Source organism: Pseudomonas sp. AGC41, from assembly GCF_057334555.1.
Genome location: NZ_JBHFJB010000130.1, coordinates 7,501 through 21,459, shown reverse-complemented (window position 1 = coordinate 21,459; position 13,959 = coordinate 7,501). Strand labels below are relative to the sequence as shown.

Genomic DNA, 13,959 nt, shown 5'->3' with positions numbered 1-13,959 from the left:
CCCACAAGGGACTTTCAGTAGGTCCGGGATCCTGGGGCGCCCCCGATCAGAGTGTGGGAGCGAGCCTGCTCGCGAAAGCGGTGTGTCAGCTGGCATTGATGTTGAATGTGCCGACGCCTTCGCGAGCAGGCTCGCTCCCCCAGGGGACTGTTGTCAGCCTTTCGTCAGTGCCGTGACGACCAGCCCCACGTTGTTTTCCAGCTCCGCCACCGGATCGGCACCGTCGGTGCTCAGTACCAGCAATTGGCTACTGCTTTGGGCGATGGCCGCCTTCACAGCTTCCGGCGGCTGTCGATGATGCAGCACCAACGCGACATCATTCTCCTTGAGCGTGGCGGTCAGCTGCTTCAGGGCTTCGGCTGTCCATTCGGCGTCGGGGCGGGCATCGGTGCTGATGCCATCCAGATTCAATCCACTGATCAGGTAACCAAAGTGCTCGCTCAGGCTGACCACGCTCAGGTTGTCGGCGCTGGCGAGGCGCTTTTCGCTGTCGGCGCTGAGCTTGAGCAGGCGCTGCTTGAGTGCCGCCAGGTTGGCATCGATTTTCGCTTTGTCCGCCGGGACGAGGCGCACCAGATCAGCAGCGATCACGTCGGCCATCCGCCCCAGATTGTGGCTGGCCATCCACGGCTGGCTCGCCAGGCCGTCAGTCATGCCCGATTGTATGGCGATGCCGGGCAGGGCGCCGTCCACCGGACGAGCAGCGTCGATTTCAACGATACGGATATTGCTGCGTCGGGCCATGGGGTACAGCGGATCGTCCGGCCAGAGCGAACGCAGCCCGATCACCGCGTCGGCCTCGCCGGCCAGCTTGCTCAGGGCCGGGGCGCCACGGCCACTGAAATAGGCGCTTTGCCGGGTGCCGGGAAGATTGTCCGGAGCGGCCCGGGCCAGGCTGACGTCGGTGCCCTTGAGCAAGGCCTCGCCCAATCCGTAGGTAACAGGCAGCGAGGCCAGTAGCTGGATTTTTTCGGCGGCCATCGACGAGGTGATCACTGCGCCGCCAAGGGCCAGAGCCAAGGCCAGTTGTCGTAATGAAAAAACCATTTATCCAAGATTCCCTTTCAGATGGGGGACGACGCCACGGGCGATGGCGCTCAGGGCGAAGGCGATGCCGGCCACCAGAATGATCGCGGCACCGGACGGGATCGGCAGGTCGAAAACGATCGGCGCCAGGATCCCGCATAAAGTACTGACGGTGGCGATCAGCACCGAACACCAGAAAAAACCTTTCAACGATTGGCTGAGCAAACGCGCGGCCGCGGCCGGAATCACCAGCAACGCACCCACCAGGATCGCGCCGATGACTTTCACCGCCGCCACAGTGATCAGCGTCACCAGGACCACGAACAGATAGTCCAGCGTCTTGACCGCTACCCCGCGTACCGCTGCCAGCTGCGGGTTGAAGCTGGCGAGCATGATCCGGTTGTACAGCGGCAGCGCCAGCGCCATCACCAGCGAACCGACCACCGCCAGCACCGCCAGATCATTGCCGTTGACCGTCAGCACCGAGCCGAACAGCACGTTTTCCAGGATGTGCACGTTGATCTTGCCCGCCAGGATCAGCAGCAGGCTCGCGCCCAGGGCCAGGGACACCGAGAGGAATACGCCGATCAACGTATCCGGGGCCAGGCCGGTGCGGTTGCGCAGGTAATTGAGCAGGATGCCGAACAGCAGGCAGTAGCCGAACAGGCTGCCATAGGGCCCGGTGTAGGGTTCGCCGAGCAGGATGCCGACGGCGACGCCGGTCAGGGCCGCATGGCCCACCGCTTCGGAGAAAAACGCAAAGCGCTTGACCACTACCAGCGTGCCGAGGCCGCCCAGCACCGGACCGATCAACAGCCCGGCCAGCAAGGCGTTGACCACAAAACCATAGGCCAGTGCCTCGGGCAGGTAACCGGAGGAGGCCCAACCCTGGACCATCAGGCGGAAGGCTTCATAACTCATCAGACGGCGCTCCCGTTGGCACGTGGATGGGTCGAAAACAGCGTCAGCAGCCGTTCCGGGGTCAGGGTCTGGCGCGGCGGGCCGTCGAACAACACCCGTCGATTCAGCCCGGTGACCTGATCGGCCAGGCGCCCGACGGCTTCCAGGTCGTGCTCGATCCAGAGCACGGTAATGCCGGCCTGGCGCCAGTCCTGCAGCAAGCGTTCGAACACCTGGATGCCGGCTTCGTCCAAAGCCGACATGGGTTCATCCAGTACCAGCAGTTGCGGCGGCGGAATCAATCCCTGGGCCAGCAATACCCGCTGGCGCTCGCCGCCGGACAGCGCGCCCATGCGTCGCTTGCGCTTGTCCTGCATGCCGACCCGCTCGAGGGCTTGGCCGATGGCGCCAGCATTATGCTTGCTCACACCGAGGAAGGCCGGGCGCCGCTGACACATGGCCGCCATGAAGTCGTCCACCGTCATGGGCAGGCCCCGGTCGAACTCCAGCGCCTGGGGCACGTAGCCGATGACGCCGGGCTCGCCCGGCCATTGCAGGCTCAAGCGGCCCTGGTGCGGCATCTGTCCAAGCAAAGTCTTGATCAGCGAACTCTTGCCGCCGCCGTTGGGGCCGACCAGTGCATGGATGCTGCCGGCTTGTACCTGAAAGGCCACATTGTCGAGAATCGCGGTGCGCCCAAGATTCAGGCTGATGTCGGCGAACTCGATCATCGGGCCGGCATGTTGCTGGATGATGGGTTCCTGAGCCGTCATGCGCCGGACTCCTGGATCGCCCGGACCACGGTGTCGAGGTTGCCGGTCATTTCCTTTTCGTATTTCTCGGCGCTGTAGTCGCCGTAGGAAATGTGCGACAGCGGGTACAGCTTCACCCCCGATTCACGCTGGATGGTGTCGACGTAGGTGGATGGGAAATCCATCTCCGAGAAGATCACCTTCACGTCCAGCTCACGCAGCTGGTCGATGGTCTTTTTCAACTGGCTGGGGCTTGGCTCGATGCCATGGGCCGGTTCGACCACGGCAGTCACTTCCAGGCCGAATTCGCGCAGCAGGTAATCGTAGGCGGCGTGTACCGTGGCGACCCGCAGCTCGGCGTTGGGCGCCTGGGTCAGCTTGGCCAGGGCGGCGGCGCGCATCTGCCGCAGGCGCTTGCCGTAGGCCCGGGCGTTCTGCGTGTAGGTCTTGGCGTTGTCCGGGTCGAGCTTGCCCAGTTCCCGGGCGATGTTGTTGACCTGGGCAATGGAGGCGCTGATGGACAGGAACGTATGCGGATTGACGACTTTGCCCGCGCCCCGCGCCGCGGTTCCGGTGGCGGCGAGCAAGGGAACGTTTTCGTTGGCCTCGATCACCTTAACGTCCGGGGTTTCGCTGGCGGCGATCATGCGGTCGGCGAAATCGTCGTGACCCACGCCGTTGAGCACGATCACATCGAGCCCGCCGATGCGTTTGATGTCCTCGGCGCGGGGTTCATAGGCGTGAGGGTTGAAGCCGGCCGGGATCAACGGCACCACCTCGGCCTTGTCGCCGACGATGTTGGCTACGTAGCTGTAATAAGGGTGCAGGGTGATGCCGATGCGCAGGCGCTTGGCCGTTTCGGCGCTGGCCATGGGAGTGAACAGGCAGGCGAGCAGGCCAATCAGCAGCAGGCGCAGCAAGGGGCGGCGTGAAGGTGCAATAGACATGGGCAAGCGGTCTTCTCTGGAATGAGGGCGTGGGGTCAATGCCGATGCTGGCGGGTTACGCCAGCGTCGAATTGCGCGACGATCTGTTGCCAGCCGGCAGCGGACAAAGCGGCATCGTCCAACGCGATAGGGGCAGTGGGAGGGTGGCCGCGGTTTAGCCAGATGTCCGGGGACGCGTCGGGCACTTCGCTGATGCGCATCAGAAAGGAGCCTGCGACGGACGGATTGGCGCTCGCGCCGAAGTAGGCTCGCGCCTCCAGCAATTGCCAGGCATGGCCGCCGCGGCTGACCGAGCTGGCGTCCTGGGCGAACGGGGCGAAGCCTTCATCGGCCAGGGCTTGCGGACCGGGGAGGGCCTGCTCGCTTTCGCGCAGGATCCGGATCTCATCCAGGGTGACCCGCAGGTCGGCATAAATGCCTTGCTCGGCGGCGCTGAGGTCGCGGCGTGCGTCCAACTGATGGTCGTCCAGGTGGGCGACATCCCGGGTTTCCCCATGCCAGGCCACGACCGAACCGGCGCCCAGCAGGATAATCAGGCACAGCAGCAACACATAAAGGGTTTCGTGGCCGGCACCGGCGGGGCGGATGACCTGGGTGGTGGGTGCGCTCATGGGGCCTCGATGTCGGCTTGGTCGATTTCCACAACGTGGCCGGGGCCGGCGTCGAAAAGTACGTAGAACTCGGCGTTGGGTTTCTTGAAGGTCAACGTCGAGTCGGCGCCGAGCTTGCCGGGGACCAGGATGGTTTCGTCGTAGCCGATCACGTCCAGCGTCACTCCGGGGGCGCCGCTGCCGTCGGAAAAACCGCCTGTACACTGGATCTGTTCAGCGTCGATAGCCTTGCATTCGCACATCGGATTGTGGGCCAGGGCGCTGGTGCTCAAGCCTGCGCAGAGTAGCAGCGCCAGGCTGTTGAAAGAGGCGCGGAGGTTCATGGTCGGGCTCCTTGGGATTGCAACCAGGCGACGGTGGCCGGGGAGGCCTGGCTCAGGGGGATGGAAGCTTGATGCATCGAACCGTCCCAGCCTTCGAGGGTGATCCACAGTTCGGCGTCTGGCTGGGTCTTTTTCGGCACCGGCAACAGGGCGCCCATGCGATAGGGCGAACCGAAGAAAATCACCCCGGCGGCCCGCAGGCTGCGAGGCTTGCCGATGCGCAGATAGGTGGCTTTAACCTCGCTGATGCAGCGCTGGCACAGGGCGGCGTTGAAGTGTTTCATCGGCCCGGCGGGCCCCTGGGTACGTGGCGCTTCGTTACGAAACTCCGCCAGGCGCAAGCTCCAGGGACCTACCTGGACTTCGCCGACTTCCCGCTCGCCAAGCCCGCCGTCGCCTCGGAACAACGCGGCCTCCGACAAATACTTGGGCATGAAGCCCAGGGGAATCAGCAGCAATAGCACGTTGAGATGGAAACGCCATTTATGCCAGAACTGGCCCAGGCGTGACGCAGACGTTGTCGTAGTGGACGGGTTCACAGGCTGCCCTCCGGTGAGTCACGGTGCAGCGACGGCTGCAGTTGGGGCGTGGTCTGAGCTGGCCGCGCGGGTTTCTGATTGCGCTTGAGGGCGTTGGCGGTCGCGAGGGCCGTGCGTTTGGTCCAGATCAGCAAACCGCTGAGGACCATCATGCTCAGCACCAGTCCGAAGAAAAACCAGATGAGCTTGATCCAGATGCCACCGAAATCCCCGGTGTGTAGCGGGCGCATGGATTCGGTCACGAACTCCAGCGCCGTGCGGTCCGACAACAAGCGGGACGCGTCGACATCACCGTTGTAGGGATTGATGGTCGCCGTCTGGAACATCAGCGGATACCAGCCGCGTCCACCGACTTCCAGATGGCTGTAGGCATTGCCCGGCAGACTGACGAAGCTCGCTTCCAGGCCCGGAATTCGCTGCTGGGCAATTTCAATGGCACGGTCCAGGTTCAGTAGCGGCGGTGGCGTACCACCCGTCGACAGCGGAACGTTTTCACGGGCCACTACAGGGACGACCGGAGCGCTGGAGATGGAAATTCCGTTATCGAACAGCGTGGCTTCGATCAGGAACCAGGTGCCGGTAATGGAAATGACGGCAATGAACCAGATTGACCAGATGCCACTGAGCCGATGGAAGTCACCCCAGAAAATGCGAGCCCCGTGGCGAATACGCAGGGTCGGGCTGAAGAATCCTTTCCAGAAACGTTTATAGACGACCAGCCCGGTCACCAACGACGCGAGCATCGGCAGGCCGAGCAAGGACACCAGGTACCAGCCCCAGCTGTAGCCGTTGGTGAACGGCACCAGCCACCAGCCATGCAATGCACGGGTGAACCCCTTGAAGTTGAATGCCGGTGCCGATCCCTGGATGACCCCGCTATAAGGATTGACGTACACCGTGTCGGGGCGACCGTCGGGGTAGGTGACCTTGACCTCCAGGGCGAAGTGCGACTCGTCCGGACGCACGATGTTTTGCACCTGGGTCAGTGGCTGGGCTTGCTTGATGGCGGCAACGACCTGGTCGTAGCTGAGCAACGGGACATGGTCGGCGGGCTTGCTGGCGCGCATTTCCGGATTGACCAGCCAGACGATCTCCTGGCTGACCACCGCCAGGGTACCGGTGACGCAAACGATCAGAACAAAAAACCAGATGGGCAGTGCCAGCCAGCTGTGAATCAGGAACCAGAGTTTGGAGCGGGACTTCTTCGACATGATTGAGCGTCTTGATTCGATGAAAGGTTCCGTGTCGCGGGCTTCGCAACACCATGAACCCTGGAAAAGCCGGCCGTGGCTTTTGCCGACGCGGCCTGCTGCATCTAATTAAGACGAACGAGCAGCCGGAATCCTGAAAGGGAAGATGAAAGAAAATGTTTCGCGTTCTCGAACGGGTGCCCGGTCTTATCGTGGCGAGGGAGCTTGCTCCCGCTGGGGCGCGCAGCGGCCCCAAGCATCTTCCAGGTAACCACGGCGGGACTCATAGGCCGACGAACGTCTCACGGTTCCAGCAAATGCGCCCCTGGCCCACGCTTGCCGAGCACATCTCCCTGGTTGCGCAGCGGGCAATGTTCCATCGACAGGCAACCGCAGCCGATACAACCGTTGAGCCGGTCTCGCAATGCAACCAGTTGGTTGATCCGCTCATCCAGATTGCGGCTCCACTGCGCTGACAGGGTCTTCCAGTCGGAGGCCGTGGGCGCACGGTGGTCCGGCAGGTTTTTCAGTGCCTCGCCGATTTCCGCCAGGGGAATACCCAGGCGCTGGGCGACTTTGATCAGCGCCACGCGCCGCAGGACTTCCCGAGGGTAACGACGTTGGTTGCCCGGGTTGCGCGTGCTTTTGATCAGGCCCTTGGTTTCATAGAAGTGCAGCGCGGTGACCGCCACGCCGCTGCGGGCGGCCACTTGGCCGACGGTCAGTTCCTTGTGAATGTTTATGGATGTCGTCACTGAATCACCGCTTGACCTTGACTTAACTGGAGGTTTTACCCTGCAGGCCTTCGGATCGCAAGATCCGCCTTACCTGAACGGGGAACTCTTCATGCAATCGCCAAGTGGTCATCGCAGCTTCACGCAGTTGATCGAATTCGACATCGAGCCTCAGTGGCAGCAGACGCTGGTCAACGCCCTGGCAGCGCAGACCGAGCGCCTGGCTCGTGATCATTCGGGTTTCCTCAATGCCAGTATCCAAGTCAGCGATGACGGGTGTCGGGTGCTTAATTACCTGCAATGGCAAACCCGCGAGGCGGGTGAAGCGGCGTTCCGCAGCGTTGAGGATGGTGAGGAAAGTTTCTGGCAGTTCATCCAGGCGCATCGGGCCAAAGCGGTGACGTTTGGCTCGTTCCAGGTGCTGCGCAACATCGAGCGCAGCCTGGACGATGCGTTGCATTGCCCGTTGGTCAACCAAGCGCAACGGGAGATCCGAGAAGACGATACCCACTATCAAAAGCGTTGATTTCTGCCGTTCCGTGCCGGCGGGTAGCCTTTGTTCATCGCCCAACTGAACATCGGACACCCGCCATGAATCGTATCCTTGCTGTCTTGCTGCTGTTGACTGTCACCGTATTGAGCGGTTGCGCTTCGTCGTCCCCGGAGCTGCGTCCTTACACCGCCGAGGAATCCCGTGAGCTGGCCCTCGAAGCCTTGAATCGCCGGGGGCTTTCGTTTGATGAGTACCATGCGAAGAAAGCCGAATTGCTCGGTCCTTCGCAGAAAAACGTCGGTTTCGACGAGCGCGGCGAGATGAGCGCCGAGCAGACAGTCCAGGCACCGGGCCGGTCGAGCTGAGACTGTACCGCCAGAAGTTTCGCCTAACTGTCCATGGGTTTGCGCCGGGACGTGGGGTAGGGTCATCTCCTGACTGACCCGACGGATTGATCTGCCATGACCCTCTCGCTTGACCTGCTGCTGGGCTTCGCCCTGTTTGCCCTGGTGACCTCGATAACGCCCGGCCCCAACAACACCATGTTGCTGGCCTCGGGTGTGAATTTCGGCTTCAACCGGACCATCCCGCACATGCTCGGCATCACTTGCGGCTTCTTTTCCCTGGTGCTGGCGGTGGGCCTTGGGCTGGGCGCGGTGTTCCAGACATATCCGCTGCTCTACACCGTGCTGCGCTACGTCGGTGCGGCATACTTGGTATACCTGGCTTGGAAAATCGCCCATTCCGGTCCGGTCTCGGACGGTGGCGCGGGTGAGAACAAACCGATCAGCTACTGGGGCGCAGCAGCGTTCCAATGGGTCAACCCAAAGGCCTGGATCATGGCCATCGGCGCCATCAGCACCTACACGCCGCTACAGGGTTACTTTTTCAACGTGGTGGTGATCGCGGCGGTGTTTGCGCTCATCAACCTGCCCAGCGTCAGCCTGTGGGTAGTCTGCGGCAGCCTGCTGCGCAACTTGTTGCAGGATCGCCGGTGGCTCCGTGTGTTCAACTGGGGCATGGCGCTGCTGTTGGTCGCATCGCTGTATCCGTTGTTGCTCGAAAGCATGAGTTAAGGGCTGAGCTTCAACGCGATGCCTGCTAAGCTCGCTGTTTCAGGAGCGTTCCTACGCACTTTTAAATGAAGTCCGACTTCTTTTAAGGTCTTGATCAGTTAAAGCTATGTCTCGAACCCAACGAGGGCATCTGGTCTTGGAACAGATTCTGCGAGCTTCCTTATGAATAAGCGTCCTTTGTATTTTGATTACGCCGCCACTACCCCAGTGGATGAGCGGGTGATCCAGGTCATGGTCCAATGCCTGGGTTTCGACGGTAACTTCGGTAACCCGGCCTCCAGCTCCCATGCCTTCGGCCAGGCGGCTCGGCGTTCCGTGGAATTGGCGCGCCAGCAGGTGGCCCGATTGGTGGGGGCTCAGGCCGGACAAATCGTCTGGACTTCCGGCGCCACCGAATCCAATAACCTGGCCCTCAAGGGCGTGGCCCAGGCGCGTGAAGCGCGTGGCGGCCACGTCATTACCAGCCTGATCGAACACAAGGCCGTTCTCGATACGGTCAGGCAACTCGAGGAAAGTGGCGTCGCGGTAACCTGGCTGGCGCCGGACGCCGATGGCCTGATCGAACCACAAGCGGTTCGCGAGGCGCTGCGCGAAGATACCTTCCTGGTGTCGCTGATGCTGGTCAATAACGAATTGGGCACCGTCAATGACGCCATCGCCATTGGCGAGATCGTTCGGGAGCATGGCGCGTTGTTTCATATGGACGCGGCCCAGGGTGCGGGAAAAGTGAGCATCGACCTGGCCCGGTGGCCGGTGGATCTGATGTCGTTTTCCGCACACAAGATCTACGGCCCCAAGGGGATCGGCGCACTTTACGTCGGTGATCGCGCGCGCCCGCGGCTGTCAGCCCAGATCCATGGCGGCGGTCATGAAGGTGGCTTGCGCTCCGGGACCTTGGCGACCCATCAGATTGCCGCGATGGGCGCGGCATTCGAGCTGACGGCGCAGTCCTTTGATGAGGAACTCGCCGACATCGCCCGGTTGCGCAATCGTTTGCTTGAACCTTTGCTGGCGTTGCCCGGTGTGTGTATGAATGGCAGTGCCAACTGTCGCATTCCCCATACGGTGAGCCTGACGTTCAACGAAGGTGAGTTCAACCCGGCGACGCTGGGCGCATCGATGGCATTCTCCGCGACCTCGGCTTGCAACTCGGCGCAAAACACCCCATCCCACGTGTTGGTCGCCCTTGGGCATGATGCACGCGCGGCCGGGCGGACCATTCGTTTGAGCCTGGGCCGCTTTACCACCGAACAGGATATAGATGAGGCGGTGCGATTGATCAAGGCCGCCTGCGTTGCCGCACCGGCCTTCTGGGCGGCAACCCCCTGAGCCGAACGCATTCGGCATCGAACAATAAAATTGATTAGCAGGAGTGATGATGAGTACCCAGCCTTCGACCCCGGGACAGGTTCCCCAGCGCCTGGCCCGAATTCGCCAATTGATGAGCCAGGAGGGCATCCATGCGCTGTTGGTGCCTTCCGCCGACCCGCATCTTTCGGAGTATCTACCGGGGTACTGGCAAGGGCGCCAATGGTTGTCCGGGTTCCATGGCTCGGTCGGCACATTGATCGTGACCGCGGATTTCGCCGGGGTCTGGGCGGACAGTCGTTACTGGGAACAAGCCACCAGGGAACTGGAAGGCAGCGGCATCGAGCTGGTCAAGCTCATCCCCGGACAGCCCGGGCCGTTGGACTGGCTGGCTGAAAATACGCCTGAAGCTGGTGTGGTTGCGGTCGACGGGGCGGTCATGGCGGTGGCATCCGCGCGGACCCTGAGCAGCAAGTTGCAAGAGCGTGGCGCACGGCTGCGTACCGACATCGATCTGCTCGCACAAGCCTGGACCGATCGTCCGAGCCTGCCGAATCAACCGGTCTACGCGCATTTGCCGCCGCAAGCCACGACCGGTCGTGTCGAGAAAATTGCCCAGTTGCGCGAAGCCCTGAAGGAGCGTGCCGCGGACTGGCATTTCATCGCCACCCTGGACGACATCGCCTGGCTGTTCAACCTGCGCGGCGCGGATGTGTCATTCAATCCGGTATTCGTCTCCTTTGCCCTGATCAGCCAGCAACAGGCGACACTGTTTGTGGATTTGAACAAGGTCGACGCTGCGCTGCGTTCCGCTCTCGAGCAGGATGGCGTAACACTGCGCGACTACAGGGAAGCGGCCACTGCATTGCGTGAAGTGCCGAGCGGCGCCAGCCTGCAGGTCGACCCAGCGCGGGTCACGGTCGGCTTGCTGGACAATCTGGACAGCGGCGTGAAACTCGTCGAAGGGCTCAACCCCACGACGCTGGCCAAATCGCGCAAAAGCCCGGCCGATGCCGAGCACATCCGTCGAGCCATGGAGCAGGACGGAGCGGCGCTCTGCGAATTTTTTGCCTGGCTGGAAAGTGCCTGGGGCCATGAGCGCATCACCGAACTGACCATCGATGAGCACCTGACCGCAGCGCGCAAGCGCCGGCCGGAGTTCGTTTCCTTGAGCTTCAACACCATCGCAGCGTTCAATGCCAATGGCGCGATGCCTCATTATCACGCCACGGAAGAAGCGCATGCGGTCATCGAGGGCGATGGCCTGCTGTTGATCGATTCGGGCGGCCAGTACCTTGGCGGAACCACCGATATCACCCGCATGGTGCCGGTCGGGACACCGACGTCGGAGCAGAAGCGTGACTGTACCCGCGTGCTCAAAGGCGTGATTGCCTTGTCCAGGGCCAAATTCCCCAAGGGCATCCTGTCGCCGCTGCTGGATGCCATCGCCCGGGCGCCGATCTGGGCCGAGCAGGTGGATTACGGTCATGGCACCGGCCACGGTGTCGGCTATTTCCTCAACGTCCACGAAGGCCCGCAAGTCATTGCCTATCAGGCCGCTGCCGCGCCTCAGACCGCCATGCAGCCGGGCATGATCACCTCCATCGAGCCGGGCACTTATCGCCCGGGCCGCTGGGGTGTTCGCATCGAGAACCTGGTGTTGAACCGCGAGGCGGGCAGCAGCGAGTTCGGCGAATTCCTCGCATTCGAAACCCTGACGCTGTGCCCGATCGACACCCGCTGCCTGGAGCCGTCGCTGCTGACCCAGGACGAAAAGGACTGGCTCAACGCCTACCACGGCGAGGTTCAGCGGCGCTTGAGTCCGCTGCTCGATGGCGCTGCGCTGCAATGGCTGAACACACGGACAGCGGCAATCTGAGGCAAGGGTCAGCCGAGGGCTTCACGGACGAAGTCCAGGCGATCCTGGCCAAAGAACATCTCGTTGCCGACAAACATGCTCGGCGCACCGAACACCCCTCGGCGCACGGCCTCTTCGGTTGTATTCCTGAGCGCTTCCTTGACCTGCTCGTCGGCTGTAAGGGCAAGCACATAGGCAGGGTCGAAACCGCCTTCGTCCAGCACGGCCGCGACTGTTGCCGGGTCGTTGAGATTGCGGGCATTCACCCAGAGCGCCCGGAACAGACAACTCGTGAAAGTCTCGAAACGATCCGGATGACGCAGTTGCATGCCCGTGACGGCGCGCATCAATAGCAATGTGTTTATTGGAAAATGCGGGTTGAGCTTGAAGTCGACACCGTAGCGCTTGGCGAAACGGTTCAAGTCCTGGAACAGATAAGGCCCCTTGGCCGGCACGGTAACGGGCGACGCGTTGCCCGTTGCCTTGAATACGCCGCCCAGGAGCATGGGGCGGTAGATGAGCTCGCTATGGGTTTCGGCGCAGAGCGCGGGCAATTGGGTATAGGCCAGGTAAGTGGTCGGGCTGCCCAGGTCGAAGAAAAACTCGACGGATCTGTTCATGGCTACGCTTCTCTTGTCGTTGTGAGGGAGGCTTACCAGCGTTCGTTCCAGGGGCGCAGATCCAGTTCGAAGGTCCAGGCATCCCGCGGCTGGGTATGCAGGTACCAATAGTTTTCGGCGATGTGCTCCGGGTCGAGGATGCCGTCTTCAGCCCTGGTTGCGTATTTTTCTGGAAAATTGTCGCGGATGAAGTCGGTGTCGATGGCGCCATCCACCACCACATGGGCTACATGAATATTCATCGGCCCTAGTTCTCGCGCCATGCTCTGGGCCAAGGCCCGAATGCCATGTTTGGCCCCCGCAAATGCGGCGAACCCTGATGCCCCGCGCAAGCCTGCCGTGGCCCCGGTAAACAGGATCGTGCCGCGCTGACGTTTGACCATGCGTCTGGCCACTTCTCGAGCATTGAGGAAACCTGAAAAGCAGGCCATTTCCCAGATCTTGAAATACTTGCGAGCCGTCTCTTCGAGAATGCTGCAAGGCACGTTGGCGCCGATGTTGAATACGAAGGCTTCGATCGGCCCTACCTGATCCTCGATTTGCTCGATCAGCGCGATTACGTCATCTTCCTTGCGTGCGTCGCAGGCAAAACCGTGAGCTTCACCGCCTTGGGCACGGATTTCGTCGACCAATGCCTCAAGCTTGTCAGCGTTGCGACGAGTGACGCAGGCCACGAAACCTTCCCGAGCGAAACGCCGGGCTATCGCGCCGCCAGTGGCATCGCCAGCTCCCACTATCAGTACAATCTTCTTGTTATTCATGATTGGCCTCATTGGTAAACGGTCGTTAGCTAAACGGACGTTATGCTAAGATCCGCCGAGCGTCAAGATGAGCATCCAGAGGCAAACACATGCGTTATTCAGCCAATCACAAGATGGAAACCCGAGAAAAACTGCTGACAAGCAGTGCCATGTCGGCCAAGAAATCGGGATTTTCGACGGTAGGGGTAGATGGCCTGATGAAGGCAATCGGTCTTAGCGGTGGGGCGTTCTACAGCCATTTCTCATCCAAGGATGAGCTTTTCAAGGCGATCGTCGAGCGCGAGTTGAGCCAAAGCCTGGAGCGCTTGAGTGGTAACGGCGCCATGGACTCGATGAAACTGGAGCGTTGTCTCAAGCAATACCTGAGCATGAGCCATGTCGAGCAGCCCGAGGCTGGTTGCGCCTTGCCGGTTCTGGGGGCCGAGATTGCGCGTTCGGATATGTCGGTGCGTGAGGCCGCGCAAGCCTGGATCTGCCGGCTGCACGAAAGCTGGGCGCGGATACTTGAGAGCGATAGCCTGGCTTGGGCGATCCTGTCTCAATGCGTGGGTGCGCTGGTTGTTGCGCGAATGCTGGCAGCGCCTGAGCTCCAGCAGGAGGTTCTCAGGTCCAGCCATGACGAGATCAGCCATCGCCTGGCCGAACGACAGTCCAACTGAAGCGCCGCTTATTTGCAGATGACGATCATGCTGCGGCTGGTGTATCCGGCTGGATTGAGCCCGAAAGGATAATCCCCAGGTTCCTCAACGGCGTCACCTGATTTGGCGATGATTTTGTAACCTTTGGGCGCGCATGAGTTGGCGGCGCTGGCCCTGCACTGG

General features: G+C 61.6%; 18 protein-coding genes (1 of these 18 only partly in view). 6 read left to right on the top strand and 12 right to left on the bottom strand.

Annotated features, from left to right (window positions below; translation table 11 throughout):
* Nucleotides 1-153: 153 nt before the first annotated feature.
* The 9 genes from ACE04F_RS21815 to soxR form a co-directional block, all read right to left on the bottom strand.
* Nucleotides 154-1,047: a metal ABC transporter solute-binding protein, Zn/Mn family gene (locus ACE04F_RS21815; protein ID WP_486109880.1), complete on the bottom strand. Its 894-nt coding sequence runs from the start codon at nt 1,045-1,047 to the stop codon at nt 154-156.
* Entirely contained in the window at nt 1,048-1,947 is a 900-nt protein-coding gene (locus ACE04F_RS21810; RefSeq protein WP_434569294.1) for a metal ABC transporter permease, read from the bottom strand.
* On the bottom strand, nt 1,947-2,699 hold the full coding sequence (locus ACE04F_RS21805; protein WP_486109879.1) for a metal ABC transporter ATP-binding protein: 753 nt from the start codon (nt 2,697-2,699) through the stop codon (nt 1,947-1,949). The genes ACE04F_RS21810 and ACE04F_RS21805 overlap by 1 nt, the downstream gene beginning before the upstream one ends.
* Nucleotides 2,696-3,625 (bottom strand): metal ABC transporter substrate-binding protein, encoded by a 930-nt coding sequence (locus ACE04F_RS21800; protein ID WP_434569292.1) that lies wholly within the window; start codon nt 3,623-3,625, stop codon nt 2,696-2,698. Before ACE04F_RS21800 ends, ACE04F_RS21805 begins: the two co-directional genes overlap by 4 nt.
* 35 nt (nt 3,626-3,660) lie before the next feature.
* Nucleotides 3,661-4,236, bottom strand: coding sequence for a DUF6162 family protein (locus ACE04F_RS21795; RefSeq protein WP_486109878.1), 576 nt, complete (start codon nt 4,234-4,236; stop codon nt 3,661-3,663).
* Nucleotides 4,233-4,559: a hypothetical protein gene (locus ACE04F_RS21790; protein ID WP_434569290.1), complete on the bottom strand. Its 327-nt coding sequence runs from the start codon at nt 4,557-4,559 to the stop codon at nt 4,233-4,235. Before ACE04F_RS21790 ends, ACE04F_RS21795 begins: the two co-directional genes overlap by 4 nt.
* A complete protein-coding gene (locus ACE04F_RS21785) occupies nt 4,556-5,098 on the bottom strand; it encodes a thiamine pyrophosphate-binding protein (RefSeq protein ID WP_486109877.1) in 543 nt (180 codons plus the stop codon). The genes ACE04F_RS21790 and ACE04F_RS21785 overlap by 4 nt, the downstream gene beginning before the upstream one ends.
* Complete coding sequence (locus tag ACE04F_RS21780; protein ID WP_486109876.1) at nt 5,095-6,309, bottom strand: PepSY-associated TM helix domain-containing protein; 1,215 nt, start codon at nt 6,307-6,309, stop codon at nt 5,095-5,097. Before ACE04F_RS21780 ends, ACE04F_RS21785 begins: the two co-directional genes overlap by 4 nt.
* Nucleotides 6,310-6,590: 281 nt before the next feature.
* Nucleotides 6,591-7,043, bottom strand: coding sequence for a redox-sensitive transcriptional activator SoxR (soxR, locus tag ACE04F_RS21775; RefSeq protein ID WP_486109875.1), 453 nt, complete (start codon nt 7,041-7,043; stop codon nt 6,591-6,593).
* Between the two features lie 91 nt (nt 7,044-7,134).
* Between soxR and ACE04F_RS21770 the strand changes: the two genes are divergently transcribed.
* The 5 genes from ACE04F_RS21770 (at nt 7,135) to ACE04F_RS21750 (ending at nt 11,778) form a co-directional block, all read left to right on the top strand.
* Entirely contained in the window at nt 7,135-7,548 is a 414-nt protein-coding gene (locus ACE04F_RS21770) for an antibiotic biosynthesis monooxygenase (RefSeq protein ID WP_486109874.1), read from the top strand.
* A 65-nt stretch (nt 7,549-7,613) separates the two neighbouring features.
* Nucleotides 7,614-7,880: a hypothetical protein gene (locus ACE04F_RS21765; RefSeq protein WP_434603355.1), complete on the top strand. Its 267-nt coding sequence runs from the start codon at nt 7,614-7,616 to the stop codon at nt 7,878-7,880.
* A 96-nt stretch (nt 7,881-7,976) separates the two neighbouring features.
* Entirely contained in the window at nt 7,977-8,591 is a 615-nt protein-coding gene (locus ACE04F_RS21760; protein WP_486109873.1) for a LysE family translocator, read from the top strand.
* Between the two features lie 162 nt (nt 8,592-8,753).
* Nucleotides 8,754-9,920: a cysteine desulfurase family protein gene (locus ACE04F_RS21755; protein ID WP_486109872.1), complete on the top strand. Its 1,167-nt coding sequence runs from the start codon at nt 8,754-8,756 to the stop codon at nt 9,918-9,920.
* 49 nt (nt 9,921-9,969) lie between these two features.
* A complete protein-coding gene (locus ACE04F_RS21750) occupies nt 9,970-11,778 on the top strand; it encodes an aminopeptidase P family protein (RefSeq protein WP_486109871.1) in 1,809 nt (602 codons plus the stop codon).
* A gap of 8 nt (nt 11,779-11,786) precedes the next feature.
* Here the strand turns inward: ACE04F_RS21750 and ACE04F_RS21745 are convergent, their stop codons facing one another.
* Both ACE04F_RS21745 and ACE04F_RS21740 read right to left on the bottom strand, forming a co-directional pair.
* Nucleotides 11,787-12,377, bottom strand: coding sequence for a DsbA family protein (locus ACE04F_RS21745; RefSeq protein WP_486109870.1), 591 nt, complete (start codon nt 12,375-12,377; stop codon nt 11,787-11,789).
* Nucleotides 12,378-12,409: 32 nt separating this feature from the next.
* Nucleotides 12,410-13,138: an SDR family oxidoreductase gene (locus tag ACE04F_RS21740; RefSeq protein ID WP_486109869.1), complete on the bottom strand. Its 729-nt coding sequence runs from the start codon at nt 13,136-13,138 to the stop codon at nt 12,410-12,412.
* 89 nt (nt 13,139-13,227) lie between these two features.
* On the opposite strand from ACE04F_RS21740, the gene ACE04F_RS21735 reads away from it, so the two are divergent.
* The gene (locus ACE04F_RS21735) at nt 13,228-13,797 is read left to right on the top strand and encodes a TetR/AcrR family transcriptional regulator (RefSeq protein WP_486109868.1); all 570 of its coding nucleotides are present in this window, start codon (nt 13,228-13,230) and stop codon (nt 13,795-13,797) included.
* An 8-nt stretch (nt 13,798-13,805) separates the two neighbouring features.
* Here ACE04F_RS21735 and ACE04F_RS21730 read toward each other — a convergent pair whose 3' ends face one another.
* A protein-coding gene (locus ACE04F_RS21730) for a hypothetical protein (protein WP_486109867.1) crosses the window boundary here: on the bottom strand, nt 13,806-13,959 show its 3' portion. Its footprint extends 128 nt past the window's final position; only the last 154 of its 282 coding nucleotides appear in the window; the start codon falls outside the window, past its right edge — the gene reads right to left on this strand; its stop codon occupies nt 13,806-13,808.